The organism is Chryseobacterium sp. FG46, from assembly GCF_057809135.1.
Genome location: NZ_JBMDJJ010000009.1, coordinates 20,442 through 38,902 on the forward strand (window position 1 = coordinate 20,442; position 18,461 = coordinate 38,902).

General features: G+C 36.5%; 17 protein-coding genes. 11 read left to right on the top strand and 6 right to left on the bottom strand.

Annotated elements, in window-relative coordinates:
- Window positions 1-39 precede the first annotated feature (39 nt).
- The 4 genes from purC to ACODR7_RS08625 form a co-directional block, all read right to left on the bottom strand.
- A complete protein-coding gene (gene purC / locus ACODR7_RS08610; RefSeq protein WP_047430685.1) occupies window positions 40-762 on the bottom strand; it encodes a phosphoribosylaminoimidazolesuccinocarboxamide synthase in 723 nt (240 codons plus the stop codon).
- A gap of 36 nt (window positions 763-798) precedes the next feature.
- On the bottom strand, window positions 799-1,494 hold the full coding sequence (locus ACODR7_RS08615) for a DUF3307 domain-containing protein (protein WP_488838662.1): 696 nt from the start codon (window positions 1,492-1,494) through the stop codon (window positions 799-801).
- A gap of 2 nt (window positions 1,495-1,496) precedes the next feature.
- The gene (locus tag ACODR7_RS08620; RefSeq protein WP_488838663.1) at window positions 1,497-2,102 is read right to left on the bottom strand and encodes a SatD family protein; all 606 of its coding nucleotides are present in this window, start codon (window positions 2,100-2,102) and stop codon (window positions 1,497-1,499) included.
- Window positions 2,103-2,551: 449 nt separating this feature from the next.
- Entirely contained in the window at window positions 2,552-4,441 is a 1,890-nt protein-coding gene (locus ACODR7_RS08625) for an endonuclease (protein ID WP_488838664.1), read from the bottom strand.
- Window positions 4,442-4,632: 191 nt separating this feature from the next.
- On the opposite strand from ACODR7_RS08625, the gene ACODR7_RS08630 reads away from it, so the two are divergent.
- The 11 genes from ACODR7_RS08630 to ACODR7_RS08680 all read left to right on the top strand — a co-directional run bounded on the left by ACODR7_RS08630 (window position 4,633) and on the right by ACODR7_RS08680 (window position 16,599).
- The gene (locus ACODR7_RS08630) at window positions 4,633-5,772 is read left to right on the top strand and encodes an acyl-CoA dehydrogenase family protein (protein ID WP_488838665.1); all 1,140 of its coding nucleotides are present in this window, start codon (window positions 4,633-4,635) and stop codon (window positions 5,770-5,772) included.
- A 21-nt stretch (window positions 5,773-5,793) separates the two neighbouring features.
- Entirely contained in the window at window positions 5,794-6,291 is a 498-nt protein-coding gene (locus ACODR7_RS08635) for a DinB family protein (RefSeq protein ID WP_488838666.1), read from the top strand.
- A gap of 243 nt (window positions 6,292-6,534) precedes the next feature.
- Window positions 6,535-6,987, top strand: a complete 453-nt coding sequence (gene tnpA, locus ACODR7_RS08640) for an IS200/IS605 family transposase (RefSeq protein WP_488838667.1) — start codon at window positions 6,535-6,537, stop codon at window positions 6,985-6,987.
- 246 nt (window positions 6,988-7,233) lie between these two features.
- Window positions 7,234-10,164: a reprolysin-like metallopeptidase gene (locus tag ACODR7_RS08645; protein ID WP_488838668.1), complete on the top strand. Its 2,931-nt coding sequence runs from the start codon at window positions 7,234-7,236 to the stop codon at window positions 10,162-10,164.
- Window positions 10,165-10,603: 439 nt separating this feature from the next.
- On the top strand, window positions 10,604-12,823 hold the full coding sequence (locus tag ACODR7_RS08650) for a zinc-dependent metalloprotease (protein WP_488838669.1): 2,220 nt from the start codon (window positions 10,604-10,606) through the stop codon (window positions 12,821-12,823).
- A gap of 471 nt (window positions 12,824-13,294) precedes the next feature.
- Window positions 13,295-14,008 carry a hypothetical protein gene (locus ACODR7_RS08655; RefSeq protein WP_488838670.1) on the top strand — a complete coding sequence of 238 codons (714 nt, stop codon included), beginning with the start codon at window positions 13,295-13,297 and terminating at the stop codon, window positions 14,006-14,008.
- Between the two features lie 10 nt (window positions 14,009-14,018).
- Complete coding sequence (locus ACODR7_RS08660; protein ID WP_488838671.1) at window positions 14,019-14,429, top strand: hypothetical protein; 411 nt, start codon at window positions 14,019-14,021, stop codon at window positions 14,427-14,429.
- Window positions 14,430-14,697: 268 nt separating this feature from the next.
- The gene (locus tag ACODR7_RS08665) at window positions 14,698-15,165 is read left to right on the top strand and encodes a pyrophosphohydrolase domain-containing protein (RefSeq protein WP_076594795.1); all 468 of its coding nucleotides are present in this window, start codon (window positions 14,698-14,700) and stop codon (window positions 15,163-15,165) included.
- Between the two features lie 3 nt (window positions 15,166-15,168).
- Window positions 15,169-15,732: a TlpA family protein disulfide reductase gene (locus ACODR7_RS08670; protein WP_488838672.1), complete on the top strand. Its 564-nt coding sequence runs from the start codon at window positions 15,169-15,171 to the stop codon at window positions 15,730-15,732.
- Between the two features lie 3 nt (window positions 15,733-15,735).
- Window positions 15,736-16,341, top strand: coding sequence for a DUF4230 domain-containing protein (locus ACODR7_RS08675; RefSeq protein WP_488838673.1), 606 nt, complete (start codon window positions 15,736-15,738; stop codon window positions 16,339-16,341).
- A 72-nt stretch (window positions 16,342-16,413) separates the two neighbouring features.
- Window positions 16,414-16,599 carry a hypothetical protein gene (locus ACODR7_RS08680; RefSeq protein WP_488838674.1) on the top strand — a complete coding sequence of 62 codons (186 nt, stop codon included), beginning with the start codon at window positions 16,414-16,416 and terminating at the stop codon, window positions 16,597-16,599.
- 97 nt (window positions 16,600-16,696) lie between these two features.
- On the opposite strand, the gene leuB is transcribed toward ACODR7_RS08680, so the two are convergent.
- Together leuB and leuD are read right to left on the bottom strand one after the other, a co-directional pair.
- The gene (gene leuB / locus ACODR7_RS08685; RefSeq protein ID WP_488838675.1) at window positions 16,697-17,821 is read right to left on the bottom strand and encodes a 3-isopropylmalate dehydrogenase; all 1,125 of its coding nucleotides are present in this window, start codon (window positions 17,819-17,821) and stop codon (window positions 16,697-16,699) included.
- Entirely contained in the window at window positions 17,802-18,410 is a 609-nt protein-coding gene (leuD, locus tag ACODR7_RS08690; RefSeq protein ID WP_488838676.1) for a 3-isopropylmalate dehydratase small subunit, read from the bottom strand. Before leuD ends, leuB begins: the two co-directional genes overlap by 20 nt.
- Between the last annotated feature and the right edge of the window lie 51 nt (window positions 18,411-18,461).

The following is an 18,461-nucleotide window of genomic DNA, read 5'->3' on the forward strand; positions in this document are numbered from 1 at the left end:
TTAATTTTTAAATGGTTTAATCTTTAAATAAATTAAATCTTATTTCTGTAAAAGATTTTTAAGACGGTTGTAGATTTCAACATAAGCCTCAGTAACTTCTCCCAAGTCTCTTCTGAATCTGTCTTTGTCTAATTTCTTCATGGTATCTTTATCCCAAAGTCTGCAGGTATCAGGAGAGATTTCGTCTGCTAAGATGATTTCACCGTCTGAAGTTTTACCTAATTCGATTTTAAAATCTACCAGGATGATATTGATCTTGTCGAACAGATCGATAAGGATGTCATTGATATCTGAAGATAGCTCATACATCTCGTCAAGTTCTTCGTAAGTAGCTGCTCCTAAGAAAACGGCATGGTGGTCATTGATAAGCGGATCTCCCAACTCATCTTTTTTATAGCAGATATCGAAGATCGTTACCGGAGATTTAATTCCTTCTTCTACTCCTAATCTTTGTGCCATACTTCCTGCAGAGTAGTTTCTTACTACCATTTCCAGAGGAATGATAGAAACCTTTCTTACCAGCTGCTCTCTTTCGTCTAATTTTTGGATGAAATGAGTTTTGATCCCTTTTTCATTTAAATATTCAAAAATAAGAGTTGTGATCGCGTTGTTCATTTCCCCTTTAAGATCTACCTGACCTCTTTTTTGAGCATTAAATGCTGTAGCATCGTCTTTGAAACGTACTACTACTTCATCAGGATTATCGGTTGCAAATACTTGTTTTGCTTTCCCCTCGTACAACATTTCTTTCTTTTGACTCATAATTTTACTTTCTAAATTGTAGTTAGATTTATTGATTTATTTTATTATTATTCCTGTTAAGACAGCCAGTCCGAAACTCAGCAGCGTACCAATTAATACATATTCTGTAAGCTTTCTCTGTTTTGCCTGTGCAAGGTCGCTGAATCTGAAAACAGATTTGGCAGCCACCATGAAACCTACGCCTTCCCAGTGATTCACCATGATAAAAGTGAAAACCAGCAGACGTTCTAAAATTCCGATATATTTTCCGGCACTTGATAAAGATTCGGTTTGAATAGTATTGGGGCCATCCGGAGCGGGTGTCCATGATGACAATAAGATTTTGATAAAAATAGAAGCAGGTGTCGTAAGAAATAATGCGGCCATGATTATCTTTAAAAATTCCTGATTCTGTAAAAAATCAAAGCTGAATTCCTGGAAATAAAAAGAAACTCCGGCAATCACCAGAACATGCAGCAGCTGATCAATGAAAAACCATCTTTTCTTAGTCTTTACATTCTGGAAAGTAAGCTTGGCTGCATCAATAATAAAGTGTGTGATTCCCACCAATACAGCAACCCACCAAAGCTTCAGATCCCAAAGAAAAATAAGACTTAAAATAATGTGAATCAGAACATGAATATATAAAAGTTTACTTTTCAGTTTAGAGTTCTCCTTATCTGCAACCCATGAATTTGGCTGAAGTATAAAATCTCCGAGTAAATGTGCCAATATGAGTTTGATAAAGATCATGCCTATAATTCTGAAATTTTCTTTCTGAAATACTGATTGGTTTCCACGATGAGCTCATAGTTGGCTCGTTTCAGCCTCTGGCTTACAGAAGACTGTGAAATAGCAAATCTTTTGGCAAGATCTTCCTGAGTGATATCCTGATTCATGATCATTTCATGAATGATCTCCGCCGTCGCCATTGTCCAGTTATCAAAATCCTTGGACGACCATTTCAACAGGATATTAAGGTCCCTGTCTACCGGATCACTGGATGTTTTGATAGCAACGGTATGACCGTCATTTTTAAGATCATTAAGCAGTCTCCCGGAATTCACGTAAGCTGTACCGTTGGATTCAGTGATTTTCTCAGAAGAGAAACTTTCCTCACCAATACCTATAGCCATTCTTACATCCAGATTTTCGACACTTTTAATAAGAGATTTTATGGCTAGAAAACGCCAGAAAACTTCATCAATATTGCACTTGAACTGAAACTCATCCCCTCTGTAGATTTCCCATGTGTGAGGAGCTCTTCCCCATTTTTCGAGAAGATGTTTAAGCCTGGTGATCCAAACTTCAGTGTCCGCATGCTGTGAATTTATAATATCACCGGTAATAACCGCTATCATACTGCAAATATAAGCATAATTACTTATATATAAAAAATATAAGCAGAAACACTTATAGATATTCATTATTAGCGAATCAGCTTATATCAATGATGCAGTAAACATAAGGTTTGTAAGGCTTTATACAGAAGCGCAAAATAAGAAAAAAGCAAAAAAATATTCAATCTTTTGTTATTGCATCGACTTTAACTCTAGTTTTTTATAGTAAGAAGCTGTTCCTGCTATCCGCTCATACTCCTCGCTCCATCGCTCTCCCAACTCAAACCCATACACGCTCAAACCCAACTGCGGGGTAACCGCTGCTATCAGGGCTAGAACAGTCATTGCGAGCAAGGCGAAGCAATTTATTGAATCTTTTCTACATCATATTAAAAATAAACCTAACAGGTTTTAAAAACCTGTTAGGTTTGGCTTGTCATAAAAATTATGGTATTTAAATCCGGTTTTATTTACTTTTTAATAAACTGATACGCTTTCTCATCAAGCTTTAAGAAATATATTCCTGTAGGAATTCCCATCACCGGAATACTTTTCTTATTTCTAAACGGATCTTTCTCCGTATAAATCACTTTTGCTGAGAGATCTATGATTTCGGCTGTTTTTACTTTTGCTGTTTCTCCGTTTACATAGAGATTGTCATCAACCGGGTTCGGATATATTTTCCGTAAATTGTCTGTAGAAGTGATAAGCTCTGAAGTTGACAAAGTTCCGCCAATGTTCTGGCAATAATCCATTGGATAAACATCCCATTCATTAAGATTGAAAGTATTTGTTGGCTGACTGACAGAAGTTTTTCTATATAAAGAAACATCTTTTAAAGCAGTGGAATTATTCTGTCCTACAATACCCAATGCATCTACTGTAGTAGATTTATATCTTAATTCAAGATAATTATATCCATAAAATGTCATTTGAGGAGCTGCCGTGATAAATTTTGCCTGATCTTTGGTAAAACATGAGAAATTAGCAGATGGGTTCAACACTACAAATGTTTCATTATTTTGAATGATTCCTTCCATTTCAAAGGGAGCAGGAAAATAAAGACTGTTATTTTGTCCCTGCAACTGAATAGATAATCTGTAATTATTTAAATCTACCGAGTGTCCTGTTTTATTGGTGATTTCAAGAGCTCTGTTCTCATTGGTTGATCCTTCCAGATATTTTGAAATAAAAAGATCTTTAGCATAAGTATCAGTAGCTAGTGTTGTTACGGATACTGGATTACTGTCAGTAGATTGAAGATATCCATTATCATATGCTTTTACAGTGTAATTATAGATTGTAGATGGAGTAAGATGATCTATACTGATAGAAGTCTCTTTTGTAGAAGCCACTAAAGTGCCGTTCTGATACACTTTATATCCGATAACATCAGCATCAGAACTTGGAGTCCAGCTAAAGCTTACAAAATAGGCACTCGTTTGCGTAGAAGTAAGATTGGCAGGAGCCTGTGGAGCAATTGTATCTGGTGTCTGGCTCCAGATTGCATTTACCCACCCTGGATTATCTATAAAAGGGTTTCTGTTTTTCTGAAGAGCATACACTGCATTATTCCTATTGGTTTCTCTTGAAGAAACGGGATCCTGCTGATGCCATTGGATTAACATAGCAAGATAAGCTGGTTCAAGCGCTCTTTCTTCAGTTCCATCAAAAGGATTGGTATCTGAAACAGGGTTAGTATTGGCATTGTACTTAAATGTCCCTAATTTTCCTTCATATCTTAAAGCAAAATATAATATGGATCTTGCTACATCTCCCTTAAATTCATCAATAGGTTCGTATACATATCCTGTATAAGAAAGGTTAGGAATAGCACTCTTCCCTATTTTAGAAGTATTTGTAAATGTAGCCAAAATGTTAGCAGGAACTGTACTGGAAATTCCATAAGGATAATTACTCCTTGACTGATTAATTTTAGCATCAGCAGGAATCACACAGAACAGATCCGAATACATTGGATAGTTACTGTAAAATGTACTTTGAGGCATCATGTGTTCCCTGTTGTATCCTGTGCCCTCTGCACTACCTCCTCCCAACTGACCACTTGTATATTCATAAGCATCTGGTCCATTAGGGATTTCGGAATAAATATCTAAAAGAATAGTTGTGTTATTAGCAGGAGTATGACCGTCATAGTATACATCAAGATCAGTTTGGCTATAAAGATTTGGAAGGTGAGTATTATAATTCCAGCTTATAGCCTTTTTAGAGATAATGTCGTGAAGCTTGGATTTCAGTGCATATCCCGTCAGCCCGGCTGCCCCATCATAATATCCCGCAGGTACCTGTGCAGAAATGCAAGAAGAAATTAAAATGATAGGAAGGAGATTTTTTTTCATACCGCAAAAATTGGGGAACTAAATTAGTGAAATAAAAACCGCAAAAGACTGAATATTTTATTAAGAAAGTATTAATTATCTAAATATAAAATTTTGATAATTAAAGGGATTACCCTTTACATAGTATGAATGAAATAATTTATTTTAGCATTCCATCAATTTGGTTATCTTTGGGAATTAACTATTATTATATGAATACAGAGACTATCGACAACATCAAAATGATAGCGGAAACAGCTAGAGAATTCGCAGAAAAGAACATCAGACCCAATATTATGGAATGGGATGAAAGCCAAACATTTCCAAAAGACTTATTCCACCAATTAGGTGAAATGGGTTTTATGGGAATTGTAATTCCTGAACAATATGGAGGTTCTGGCTTAGGTTATCATGAGTATGTTACTATTCTGGACGAAATTTCTCAGGTTGACCCTTCTATTGGTCTTTCTGTAGCTGCACACAACTCACTTTGCACCAACCATATTTATGAATTTGGAAATGAAGAACAGAGACACAGATGGCTTCCTCAACTGGCTTCAGGAAAAGTAATCGGAGCTTGGGGACTTACTGAACACAACACAGGTTCAGATTCAGGAGGTATGTCTACTACCGCTGTAAAAGATGGCGATGATTGGATCATCAACGGAGCTAAAAACTTTATCACCCACGCTATTTCAGGAGATATTGCCGTGGTAATGACAAGAACAGGAGAAATAGGAGCTAAAAATAACTCTACAGCTTTTGTTTTGGAAAAAGGAATGCCTGGTTTTACTTCCGGGAAAAAAGAAAATAAATTAGGAATGCGTGCTTCCGAAACAGCAGAATTAATTTTTGATAATGTACGCGTACCGGATTCTCACCGTTTAGGTGAAGTAGGTGATGGCTTCAAGCAGGCAATGAAAATATTGGATGGCGGTAGAATTTCTATTGCAGCATTAAGTCTTGGTACAGCTAGAGGTGCTTACAAAGCTGCTTTAAAATACGCAAAAGAAAGACATCAGTTCGGGAAACCTATTGCAGATTTCCAGGCGATCAACTTTATGTTAGCGGATATGGCAACAGAAATTGATGCTGCTGAACTTCTTATTCAAAGAGCATCTACTCTTAAGAACGCAAAACAAAAAATGACAAAAGAAGGAGCTATGGCAAAACTATATGCTTCTGAAGCTTGCGTTAGAATTTCAAACAATGCGGTTCAGATCTTCGGAGGATATGGATATACAAAAGACTTCCCTGCTGAAAAATTCTATAGAGACTCTAAGCTTTGTACTATAGGTGAAGGGACTTCTGAGATCCAGAGACTGGTAATCGGAAGAGATATCACGAAATAACATTTTAAAATCCCAATACAAATGATTAAACAGGCACTTTTAGGTGAATTTCTGCATGAAGCTGAAAACACCAGAAAAATTTTACAGGCAATCCCCGACAGCGCACTGGATTGGAAACCGTCCGAAAAAAATTGGACCACCGGTCAGCTTGCCTCTCATATTGCTGAAGTATACAATTGGTATGAATCCACTTTCAATAAGGATATTTTTGATATGGGTACGTACAGGTATGACAAAGGAGACATTTCCAAAGCGGAAAATATCCTTGCAAAATTTGAAGAAAATGTTGCCAACGCACAGAAAGTTCTTGAAAACTCTGATGAAAGCACTTATTTCAATGAGTGGAAAATGGAAATGGACGGAAATGTACTTTTTCCTCCTATGCCAAAAATTCAGGTGATAAGAGCTTTTCTTTACAATCATTTGTACCATCACAGAGGTGAGCTGGTTGTTTATTTAAGATCAACCGGAAATAAAGTTCCCGGACTTTACGGCCCTACTGCTGATGATAAAATGTAAGTAAGAATTACATCAATATAGTAAGCTGTTTCATTTAGAAACAGCTTTTTTTGTAGACCAATACAGAGCAATACAGTAAACTTGATTTATCAACACTATTTATATATCATTAAATAATTTAAAGATTGTATTGTCTCATTTTAATCTAAAGAATTCCTCGAGGCTCTGCCTCGGGGTAAAAAGAGGAAAAGTTTGAAAAACGGATGGTTTTTCAAAAGAATAAAAAAGATGTAGCTTTGATTTATGGACGACCATATTTTGAAAAGACATAATAAAACCTTACTTCTTTACCATATTGTTTTTCCTATTAAATACAGGAATTCGGTTATTAGTGAAGAAGTTGGAATTGGTTTGAAAGAAATATGTATTGAATTGTCTCATCGCTATGAAATTCATTTTTTAGAAATTGGTTATGAAGATAACCATGTTCATTTTTTGATACAAAGTGTTCCAAATTTGTCAATTAGTGAAATTTGTATGAAAGTAAAAAGTATCACAGCTAAAGAAATTTTCAAACGTTTTCCTGAAGTTAAAGCAAAGCTTTGGGGTGGAAATTTTTGGACAAGTGGTTATTACGCAAATACAGTAGGTCAATATGGAAACAAAGATGTCATTAAAAAATATATAGAAAATCAAGGAAAAGAAAAAGAATATCAAAAAGTGCATGAGGCTCAACTTACACTTTTTGACTTTTAATACTTCGGGGCTCTGCCCCGGGGTAGTTTATTAAATAACCAATTAAATCACCAGTATTTTATTTTTTTAAGAATAAAACACATTTAACCAATTTCACTTTTCTTTTATTAATGAGCTTTTTCAATTACATATAATGCATTACATAATATATTACATGTAAAGTCCAAATATCTCTTAAAAAATTTTGTTTTTCGTAATATATTTTTTATTACATTTGATATTCCACAATCAAATTTAATATTTAATATGAAAAAACAATTAACGCTGATTGGAATGCTCCTTATTTCGGGTATTTCTTTCGCACAGACTGACCGTCTTTGGTCTGAAGGTTCAAAAAAAACTTCATCAGAGATTTTTGAAAACAAAACCAGCATCAGCAATCCTAAGGTATACAACCTGGATATCAACGGATTGAAAAACATCCTGGCAAAAGCTCCCAAAAGACTGGCTGCAGGCGAAAAATCAGAACTCATTATCTCTTTTCCGAATTCTGAAGGCAGAATGGAAAATTTTAAAGTGAGGGAGAATTCCAATTTTGCCCCTGAGCTGGCAGCAAAATATCCGGATATCAAATCCTATGTAGGACAAGGTCTGGATGATCCTAATTCCACAGTCTATTTCAGTGTTTCTCCACTAGGACTGTCATCCATGGAAATTTATGGTGATAAATCGGCTGTTTTCATCGAGCCTTACACCAAAGATCTTTCTTCTTATATAGTATACAGAAAGTCTGACAAAAAAGATGATCTTAATAAGTTTGAATGTACCGTGGTGGATGCCGCACAGAAGGGAGTTTCCAATTCCGCTCTTGCAGCAAGGCCTAATGCTGATGATGCCAAACTGAGAACGTTCAGACTGGCACTTTCCTGCACAGGAGAATACACCACTTATTTCGGAGGAACAAAAGCTCAGGCTTTAGCAGCAATGAATACCACCATGACCCGTGTAAATGGTGTTTTTGAAAAAGATTTCGCTGCAAGAATGGTTCTTATCGCCAACAATGACGCTGTTATCTACACCAATGCTTCTACGGACCCTTATTCTGCTGCTTCAGGAATGAGCAGCTGGAACTCTCAGCTACAAAGTACTTTAACGTCTGTAATTGGTGAAGCTAATTATGATATCGGACACTTGTTCGGAGCTTCAGGAGGCGGAGGAAATGCTGGGTGTATCGGCTGTATCTGTACAAACGGATCAAAAGGAAGTGGATACACTTCTCCGGCAGATGCCATTCCTTCAGGAGACAATTTCGATATCGACTACGTGGCTCACGAAATGGGACATCAATTTGGTGGAAATCACACTTTTTCTCATGGAAATGAAGGCACAGGCGTTAATATGGAACCAGGTTCCGGATCAACAATCATGGGATATGCGGGAATTACCGGCCAAGATATCCAGCCTCATTCTGATGCGTTCTTCCATGCAGTAAGTATCCAGCAGATCACCAATAATATTAAAGCGAAAACCTGCTCTGTCAATACCAATACAGGGAATGCAATTCCTACCGCCAATGCAGGTCTGGACTATACAATTCCAAAAGGAACGCCATTCGTACTGACAGGAACAGGAACGGATGCAGACGGAGATTCTTTAACCTATATCTGGGAACAAATGGACAATGCTTCTTCTTCCCAGACAGGAGCAAGTTCAGCCGCAAGCGCTACAAAAGCTTCAGGACCAAACTTCAGATCATGGACTCCAACCACTTCTCCGGCAAGATATTTCCCAAGAATGGCTTCAGTTCTGGCAGGAGCTACCACTACTGCAGGTTCTGAAATCACTGTAGAAGCACTTTCTTCAGTTGCCAGAACATTAAACTTCAGATTTACCGTTCGCGATAACAAAGCAGGAGGCTCAGGAAATAATTCCGATGATGCTGTTATCACTGTTAACGGAACTGCAGGACCATTCAATATCACTTCACAGAATTCTGCAACAACCTACGCTGGAGGAAGTTCTCAAACAGTAACATGGAATGTGGCAGGAACTACAGCCAACGGAGTAAACACAGCCAATGTTGATATCCTTTGGTCAACAGACAGTGGAAATACATGGACTACCCTATTGGCAGGAACTCCAAATGATGGTTCACAGGCAGTAACCATTCCTAATGCCAATACAACAACAGGAAGAATTATGGTAAAAGGATCAAACCATATTTTCTTTGATGTTAACAATGCTAACATCTCTGTAAATGCAGGTTCCGGAACTCCTGACACTGTTGCACCTACAGCTCCTACCCTTGCTGCCTCAGGAACTACAGCTACCACAACAAATCTTTCATGGTCAGGGGCTACAGATAACGTAGGAGTTACAGGATATGACGTTTACCAGGGAGCTTCACTAATTGGTTCTACAGCTTCTACTACGTATACTGTAACAGGACTTACTCCTGCTACTACATACTCTTTCTCTGTTAAAGCAAAAGATGCAGCAGGAAACGCTTCTGTTTCCAGCAACACCGTAAGTGTTACAACTCTTTCAGGCGGAACTGTTACTTACTGTTCTTCCTCAGCATCGAATACTGCGGATGAAAGAATTGGAAATGTAACATTCGGATCTATTAACAATACATCTACAGGAACTGCAGGTTACGAAAACTTCACTTCAGTTTCTACCAATGTTACCAGAGGAAACGCTTATACAATTTCAATTACTCCGGTGTGGACTTCTACAAAATATAGCGAAGCCTACGCAGTGTATATAGATTACAACGGAGATGGGGACTTCACAGACAGCGGCGAACTGGCATGGACAAAAGCAGGCTCTACAACCAGTCCGGTTACCGGATCTATCACTATTCCATCTACAGCTACGGTTGGATCAACAAGAATGAGAGTAATGATGAAATACAGCTCAATCCCTACTTCCTCATGTGAAGCATTTACTTATGGACAGGTTGAGGATTATACTCTTAATATTGTTTCATCAGGAAAAGGAGATCTTCATAATACAAAAGATCTGATTACAGATGTGAAGCTTTATCCAAACCCTGTGAGAGATATACTTAATATTTCCAATACAACTACAGAAGATTATAAAATCTTCGATATGGGTGGAAAACTAATTGACTCAGGAAAACTTCAAAGAGGTTCTGTGAACGTAAGCAATCTTATCAAAGGTGCTTATATGATCCAAATTGGAGAATCTTCTAAGAGATTTATTAAAAATTAATACCTAATAAACTTTTTAAAATTAAACGATGTGAAAAACCGTTCTGCACAGAACGGTTTTTCTTTTTTTAAAAAATTTTATATAAACTTTCAGTTTATCATCTTTTTTCTTGTTGGGATGGAAGGAAAAAAAACATGAGCTTGTTTAAACTTTTATATTCATTTTTAACCACAAAAGGCACAAAAGTTTTAAACACTTAAGTTTTTTCAGAACCAAGCCTTATGTGTAATAAGTATACCCAAGTTTTATAAAAATCTTTGATTTTCGTCTTATGTGAACTTTTCTGTGGTATCATATTAAACTTACTTTAAGTGAACTCAAGTGTTTTCAAATGAAACCTTGTGTGACTTTTGTATTTTTGTAAAGTTTAAATAATTTTCACATATAAAGAATACATTTTCAGTAAGTTTTTTACTATTTTTGCCGAAAATACATGTAAGTGAAAAAAAAATTATTGATAACGGGAATGCTCGCATTGTCGGGTATTTCTTTTGCACAGACCAATTGTTTATGGACTTCCAGCTCCATCAAAATATCCTCTCCTGTTTTTGAAAACATGTCAGCTTTTGAAAATCCGCAGCTTTTTCATCTGAATATAACCGGATTAAAAAATGTATTAGCAAAAGCTCCAAAAAGATTAGCGGAGAAATCTGAAGTCATTATCTCTTTTCCCAATTCAACAGGTAAAATGGAAAATTTCAAGGTAACGGAAAACTCTAATTTTGAGCCGGAACTGGCCTCTAAATATCCGGATATCAAATCTTATATTGGTGAAGGTGTGGAAGATCCAACTTCAAAAGTTTATTTCAGTATTTCTTCTTTAGGGTTATCTTCTACGGAAATTTATGGAGATAAATCTGCCGTTTTTATTCAGCCTTATACTAAAGACCTTTCCACTTATATCATTTATAAAAGGTCTGACAGAAAAGACCATCTGAACCAACTTGAATGTACAGTTTTAGATGTTGCTCAAAAAGGCAATTCAAATGTCTTAACTCATAAAAATGCAGATGATTCTACATTAAGAACGTTCCGGCTTGCTCTTTCCTGCACAGGAGAATACACCTCTTATTTTGGGGGAACAAAAGCTCAGGCTTTAGCAGCTATGAATAATACGATGACCCGTGTGAATGCTATTTTTGAAAATGATTTTGCAGCAAGAATGGTCCTGATTGCCAATAACGATAACCTTATTTATACCGATGCCGCTACAGACCCTTATTCTCCCTCTTCACAAATGAAGAGCTGGAATCTGGAGCTGATGAACAATTTGAGTTCTTCCATTGGAAATAATAATTTTGATATAGGACACCTTTTCGGCAGAGACGGCGGTGGCGGCAATGCTGGATGTATCGGATGTATTTGTGACAATGATATGTCTACTTACCAAAGTCAGGGTATAACCTACCCAAGCAGCTATAAAGGAAGCGGATACACTTCTCCGGCAAACGGTAATCCTTCGGGCGATACTTTTGATATAGATTTTGTAGCTCATGAAATGGGACATCAGTTCGGTGGAAATCATACCTCTTCTTACCGCGATGAACCAGGCTTAAAACCTGTAGAACCAGGTTCAGGATCTACCATTATGGGATATGCCGGCATCACCAATTATGATGTTCAGAATAACTCAGATCCGTTTTTTCATGCCATAAGTATTGAGCAGATCACCAATAATATCAAAATAAAAAACTGCTCTGTAAATACCAATACCGGAAACTCAATTCCTACAGCCAATGCAGGTCTTGATTATATTATTCCTAAAAGTACTCCTTTTATGCTTACCGGATCTGGAACTGATGCAGATGGTGACCAGCTTAGTTATATCTGGGAACAGATGGATAAAGGAACTTCTTCTGAAACGGAAGCTAACTCTGCAGCACAGGAATCAAAAATTCCAGGACCAATATTCAGATCGTGGACGCCTTCAGCTTCCCCGGTAAGGTATTTTCCGAGAATGTCTTCCATTTTGACAGGTGCTCTCAAAACCGCAGGAACAGAAATAGATGTTGAAGCACTTCCTTCTGTAGCCAGAACATTAAATTTCAGACTCACTGTTCGTGATAATAAAGCCGGAGGTGGAGGCAACAATTCCGATGACATAAGACTAACTGTGGATCCAGCAGCCGGGCCATTTATGATAACGTCACAGAACACAGCCGTTTCCTATATAAAAGGAAGTTCACAAACGGTTACATGGGATGTAGCAGGCACCACAGCAAATGGTGTAAATACAGCCAATGTAGACATTCTGTGGTCAACAGATAACGGTAACACATGGACGACACTTTTGACCGGAACTCCTAATGACGGTTCGGAGAGTATTATAGTTCCCGACACTTTAACCAACTCCGGAAGAATAATGATCAAAGGAAGCCATCATATTTTCTTTGATATCAATAATGCCAATATTTCTGTAAAAAATTCTAATGAAGATGCTGCTCCTTCCTCTACAGAAATCAAACTGTATCCCAATCCTGTAAAAAATATTCTTACCCTTACGAATACCGGTAATGAAGAGTATAAAATCTACGACATGTCCGGCAGGCTTGTAAGTGGAGGAAACCTTCAAAGCGGAACGGTCAATGTAAATAAACTAACCAATGGAACTTACGTAATCCAAATCGCAGGATTTACAAAACAATTCATTAAAAAATAAAAAAATAGAATTTAACCAATAAGCTGCTCATTCGGGCAGCTTTTTTGTTTATCTGAATGTAAAATATTAGCTTAAATATATTTATTAATAAAATTAATTTCAAAATAATAATTTATTTTAGACAAAATAACTAGTATTTAAGTTTTTTGATTTAAATTTATTGCATAAAAATATTTTATTGTACCGTTTACCCAGATTGTATTTAAGGGAGCTTCAAAGCCGTTTTTGACATCTCATGCAGCCGCTTCTTTTGATTCTATTTTGACGTAAATTTATATTTCTACACTTTACTGCCAGAAAAGTGTATTATTAAAACAAATTCCAGCCTCAAAAAGTCCTCTTACTGAACAGAGAATCATTACGAATCCTCATTTCAGTAATTCATTCAAGATCTTCGTGAATAATATGATGTTTCAAAAAGGTAATTCCCTCTAATACCTCTACAATTTTAAAACAATTTAAAATTTTTATATGAAACATTTATTTAAGTACCTCTTTTTTTTAGCTATTACTTCGTTCTCGGTTGCCTGTAATTCAGACAGAGATGATGAACCAGACACCAATCCTGATGTCACCACTGTATTCTACAAAAATGCGGATGAACTGGCCGTAACTTATGACTCTAATAATTCGGTAAGTCAAGCAGTCAGAAATCAAGCTTACGATCTGTATAAAAGAGGTCAATGGAGTGAACTGGAAGCACTTTTTAAGGCTAATAATTTAAATGGAGGCTGGCCGCCTGCCAACGGAGGTTACAATATCGTTGACGATGTTCCTTTACAGGTTGGACAAAAGTTCGACAGATACAGCGGAGCTGTGGGCAGTTATAACGGAACCGGAGTTCCGACACTGGGAGGAAGTTTCACAAGTCCTATCATTAATGGATACACCTACACCTTTACACAAAGAGCTTTAAACCAACCGGAAGACAAATACGATTTTTATTATGAAATTGATGTTTTGAATAATTCCATGCAGTTTAAAACACAGACAGCAGACATTATTCCTTGGTTCAGCCAGGCAGGAAAAGGAAAACAAACTATGTGGAAAATCCCAATTGATATCAATACAGGATACCAGAAAACATGGAATAAGCTGGCAGAAGAAGGTTATATTAAAATTACCATTAAGAAAAGTCCCAGCGGAAAATATCCTAACTTAGTAGGCACGGTTATCCAGCCATAAATCAACTCAAATGTATTCAATTTCAGAAAAAATAAACATTACCGGAAAAGCTCGTGTTGAAAAAAGTTCCTTTATCAATGATGAGGCGCTCCCATCAGCAGCAACAATTTTCACCTGCTCTCATTGCGGAAACAAAAATAGAATTACAATAGCTCCTTACGAATCAGGATTTCCTGTTCTGCAATTATATCATGAAGATAAGGTGTTACCTAAAAGTGAATTGCTAAAACATGGAATGGTCAGCGAAACCTCTCAAAGAATGTTTCATTTCGGCGAATTGACCGTTAATGATCTGCCAACATTATACTTTGGTACCCATTGCACTTCCTGTCAATCAAAATATATAGCCATATTCAGCTATGGGGAAAAGCAGCCCGGATTGATGATACTGACCATCTCCGGAGTCTGGAAATATGAGTAATTAAAAATATACCCAAAGATTCATCACAAAACCACAATTTTCAAGTTGTGGTTTTTGATTTTTATAGATTAAATTTTTCCCACAGACAAGGCAGATTTTCACAGATGTTTGGGTTTAAATAATTTTATTCTGAAAATGAAATGCTGCAATTTATTATCTGTGATACTGTAATCATTATATGCTCTCTTCCTCTTTATTCATAGATTTCTCCCTGTACATTTCACATTTTACAAATCCTTTTCTATCTTTGTGGGAAATAAAAAAATTCATGGATAAAATTGATAGTCTGAACCAAGTAGCAGAATTCCATACTACTTTCAAAGCCCCTATTTTAGATACCCCACAAATTCCTTCTCCTGAAAGATGCAGCCTGAGAGTAGAGCTTTTACAGGAAGAATTAAACGAACTGAAGCAAGCGATTGCAGATAATAATATCGTAGAAATTGCAGATGCATTATGTGATCTTCAGTATGTTTTGAGTGGTGCGGTACTGGAATTCGGACTTGGCAACAAATTTGTAGAACTATTCAACGAAGTTCAGCGCTCCAATATGTCGAAAGCATGTGATAATGAAGAGCAGGCAAAGGAAACCGTAGAATTTTACAAAGAAAAGGAAGTAGAATCTTTTTATGAAAAGTCCGGAGAAAAATTCAATGTTTACAGACAGGCAGATCATAAAGTATTAAAAAACAAATACTACTCTCCTGCTGATTTAAAATCAATTATCGAAAAATAAAATATGAAAAAATTTATTACCAATATTGTTGCCTTTTCAAGCTTGTTTTTGGCTGCACAACAGCTTACTGCACAAAAAGTTGTGGTAAACCGTGAAGTTGAAACTCAGAATGACGGCAAAATGCTTTTGGGAAACCAGTTGAAAGAGCAGTTTTTGAAAGCTCCTTATGCAGATTGGTATGTGAAAGAACATGATGAGTATGTTCTTGACCAAAAAGCAGTCAGTGATTTAAAAAAAGAAAAAATCGGAACTTATGATATTATTGTTTTCATAGGAACCTGGTGTGAAGACAGCCACAGAGATTTTCCAAGACTGATGAAAATATTGGAAGCCGTAAGTTATCCGGACAGTAAATTGAATATTATTGCTGTTAACCGTAAGAAAGAGTCTCCTACCGGAGATGAAAGTCTTTACAATCTTCAGAAAGTCCCTACTATTATCCTGAAAAGATATGGAAAAGAAGTAGGCAGAATTATCGAAATGCCTACTACAGGATATATTGAAATGGATTTGGTTCAAATTCTAAAAAAGAATGATTCGTCTGTTATCAAAGAAATTTTTAAATAGATTTTGAGAAATTATAGAACAATATTATCCTTTGCAGCGGGTGCCGGCGCGATGGTGGTGCTGTTTTTTGGTCTGAAATCCTGCCTGAATCTTGGAAGTAAAACTGAAAAGTCAGATTATTATATTCTGACCAATCAAATCTCCAAGATGAATAAAATGGTGGTGATGGAACAGAATACATCCAGCATGCAGAAAACCAAAATGGGTTATGAGGTTTTTGGGAAAGAAGTTTCCAGCAACAGCATCATTACGTATACAAAGACTAATGCACAGGTTTCTTATGATCTCAACAAAATGAAGATCGAAGTAGATTCCATCAACAAAAAGCTTATTATTACTGAGCTTCCTGATGCTGAGATAAGAATTACTCCAAGCGTTGAGATTCAGTCTTTGGACGATTCTTTCTTTAACAGAATCTCGGAAAAAGACATTAAAAACGTTACCGCTAAAGCTAAGGAAACCGCAGAAAAATCAATTGACCAGAATCAGTTGAGAACCGAAGGCCGCAAACAGCTGATGGAAAACCTGAATAATGTTTTTGTTCTGGCGAAGGCTTTAAATTATGAAATAGAGGATAAAACCGGAAAAATTGGTATTCTGGGACTTTAGAAGAAAATATTTCTGTTTGGCAAACCCTTTGAATGATATGATCCATATTGTTGACATTTAAAATTCAAACTCATGGATACAAAAGGAAAAAACCATAAGAAAGAATCTGCCAATACCGCAGAAAACCAAAAGCAAAATCAGGATTTCCAGAATATTCCTGCAGCATCAAAAAAGACCAATCCGCCTGATATTGATAAAGAAGATGTTCAGAAGTCTTCAAAAAACCAATCAGGAAAAACGGATAATACAAAAAGATAAAAAAGCTCTAAAGGCTTTATTTATAATGAAAAACGAAAAGTTCCGCATCGTATGAGGCGGAACTTCTCTTTCTAACTATCTAACTGAACTTTTGTTTCTACACAATGGTGGATTTTCCGATCTTGATATTTTCAAAATTGTAATAGGACTTTTCGGAATATCTGATATGATCAGCAATAAAGCTACCCACTTCACTTGTGGAGTAATACTGCTTGGTATTAAGATCAATCGTTACATACTTATTCTCAATAGCATGTTCTACAGACTGTCTTAATTTATCTGCAGCATTCTGTAAGTTAAGATGATCCAGCATCATGGCAACGCTTAAAATAGATGCAACAGGATTGGCAATTCCTTTTCCTTTTGCCTGTGGATAAGAACCATGAATAGGCTCAAACAAAGCATTTTTCTCTCCTACTGAAGCAGAAGGCAATAATCCGATAGAACCTCCTATTACACTTGCTTCATCAGAAATAATATCACCAAACATATTTTCCGTTACAATAACATCAAAATGCTTAGGATTAAGAATCAGCTGCATGGCTGCATTGTCTACAAACATATAATCAAGCTGTACATCAGGATATTCCGGTGCAATTTCCTGGCAGGTTTTTCTCCACAATCTTGAGGTATCCAGAACATTGGCTTTATCAATAAGGGTAAGCTTTTTCTTTCTTTTCTGAGCTTCCTGGAATGCCATGTGGGCAATCGGAATAATATCTTCGCGGCTGTATTTGCAGACATCATAAGCGTAATTACCTTCCGGATCTGTAAATTTTTCACCAAAATAAATCCCGCTCACCAGTTCTCTGAAAATCTGGATATCGGCACCCTCAATAATTTCTCTTTTGAGCGGACTCTTATCAATCAGAGATGCATAGGTTTTCAAGGGACGGATATTGGCAAACAATCCTAACTCCTTACGAAGTCTTAATAATCCCTGTTCAGGTCTTACTTTCGCTTCCGGATTATTATCAAAAACCGGATCGCCTATAGCTCCGAAAAGTACTGCATCAGACTCTTTACAGATTTTCAGTGTTTCTTCAGGCAAAGGATTTCCTGTTTTAAAAATAGCCTCTGCACCAATTAATCCATAATCAAAATGGAATTTACATTGAAAAACTTCAGCAATAACATCTAATATTTTAATGCTTTCACTGATGATTTCAGGGCCAATCCCATCTCCGGGAAGAACCGCGATTTTAAAATAACTGTCGCTCATTTGCTTTTTGTGTTTTTAATTCAAATTCTGTGATGGTCTGCTTTCTGCTGATTAAAAAATCAATATCATCATAACCGTTCAGCAGGCATATTTTTTTATAGGAATCAAGTTCAAAGGTTTCCGTGGTATCTTTAAAGCTGACAGACTGCAGCTCTACATCAATGGCAATTTCATTATCAGGATTTTCATTAATTCCTTCCAGGATCTCTTTTAAAAATTCTTCTGAAACTTTTACAGGAAGAAGCCCGTTATTCAGGGCATTTCCTTTAAAGATATCTGCAAAATAACTTGAAACAATTACCTTGAAACCATAATCCGTCAATGCCCACGCTGCATGTTCACGGCTGCTTCCACAACCGAAATTATTTCCCGCCACTAAAATTTCACCCTCGAATTTTGGATTGTTTAAAACAAAGTCCGGATTAGGTTCTCCCGTATGGATATTGAACCTCCAGTCTCTGAACAGATTTTCTCCGAACCCTTTTCTGTCTATACTTTTCAGGAATCTAGCCGGAATAATCTGGTCTGTATCTATATTTTCTGCCGGCAATGGAACTGCGCGGGATTTTAAAACAACTAATTTTTGCATGTGTTCTACATTGTTAGACTTTAACCACAAAAGTTTTTTTACTTTATTAAA

Excerpts from the sequence above, each read along its gene's own strand:
- purC (WP_047430685.1), bottom strand. The coding sequence starts at position 762 with ATGAGTCAAAAGAAAGAAATGTTGTACGAGGGGAAAGCAAAACAAGTA.
- ACODR7_RS08615 (WP_488838662.1), bottom strand. The coding sequence starts at position 1,494 with ATGATCTTTATCAAACTCATATTGGCACATTTACTCGGAGATTTTATA.
- ACODR7_RS08620 (WP_488838663.1), bottom strand. The coding sequence starts at position 2,102 with ATGATAGCGGTTATTACCGGTGATATTATAAATTCACAGCATGCGGAC.
- ACODR7_RS08625 (WP_488838664.1), bottom strand. The coding sequence starts at position 4,441 with ATGAAAAAAAATCTCCTTCCTATCATTTTAATTTCTTCTTGCATTTCT.
- ACODR7_RS08630 (WP_488838665.1), top strand. The coding sequence starts at position 4,633 with ATGAATACAGAGACTATCGACAACATCAAAATGATAGCGGAAACAGCT.
- ACODR7_RS08635 (WP_488838666.1), top strand. The coding sequence starts at position 5,794 with ATGATTAAACAGGCACTTTTAGGTGAATTTCTGCATGAAGCTGAAAAC.
- tnpA (WP_488838667.1), top strand. The coding sequence starts at position 6,535 with ATGGACGACCATATTTTGAAAAGACATAATAAAACCTTACTTCTTTAC.
- ACODR7_RS08645 (WP_488838668.1), top strand. The coding sequence starts at position 7,234 with ATGAAAAAACAATTAACGCTGATTGGAATGCTCCTTATTTCGGGTATT.
- ACODR7_RS08655 (WP_488838670.1), top strand. The coding sequence starts at position 13,295 with ATGAAACATTTATTTAAGTACCTCTTTTTTTTAGCTATTACTTCGTTC.
- ACODR7_RS08660 (WP_488838671.1), top strand. The coding sequence starts at position 14,019 with ATGTATTCAATTTCAGAAAAAATAAACATTACCGGAAAAGCTCGTGTT.
- ACODR7_RS08665 (WP_076594795.1), top strand. The coding sequence starts at position 14,698 with ATGGATAAAATTGATAGTCTGAACCAAGTAGCAGAATTCCATACTACT.
- ACODR7_RS08670 (WP_488838672.1), top strand. The coding sequence starts at position 15,169 with ATGAAAAAATTTATTACCAATATTGTTGCCTTTTCAAGCTTGTTTTTG.
- ACODR7_RS08680 (WP_488838674.1), top strand. The coding sequence starts at position 16,414 with ATGGATACAAAAGGAAAAAACCATAAGAAAGAATCTGCCAATACCGCA.
- leuB (WP_488838675.1), bottom strand. The coding sequence starts at position 17,821 with ATGAGCGACAGTTATTTTAAAATCGCGGTTCTTCCCGGAGATGGGATT.
- leuD (WP_488838676.1), bottom strand. The coding sequence starts at position 18,410 with ATGCAAAAATTAGTTGTTTTAAAATCCCGCGCAGTTCCATTGCCGGCA.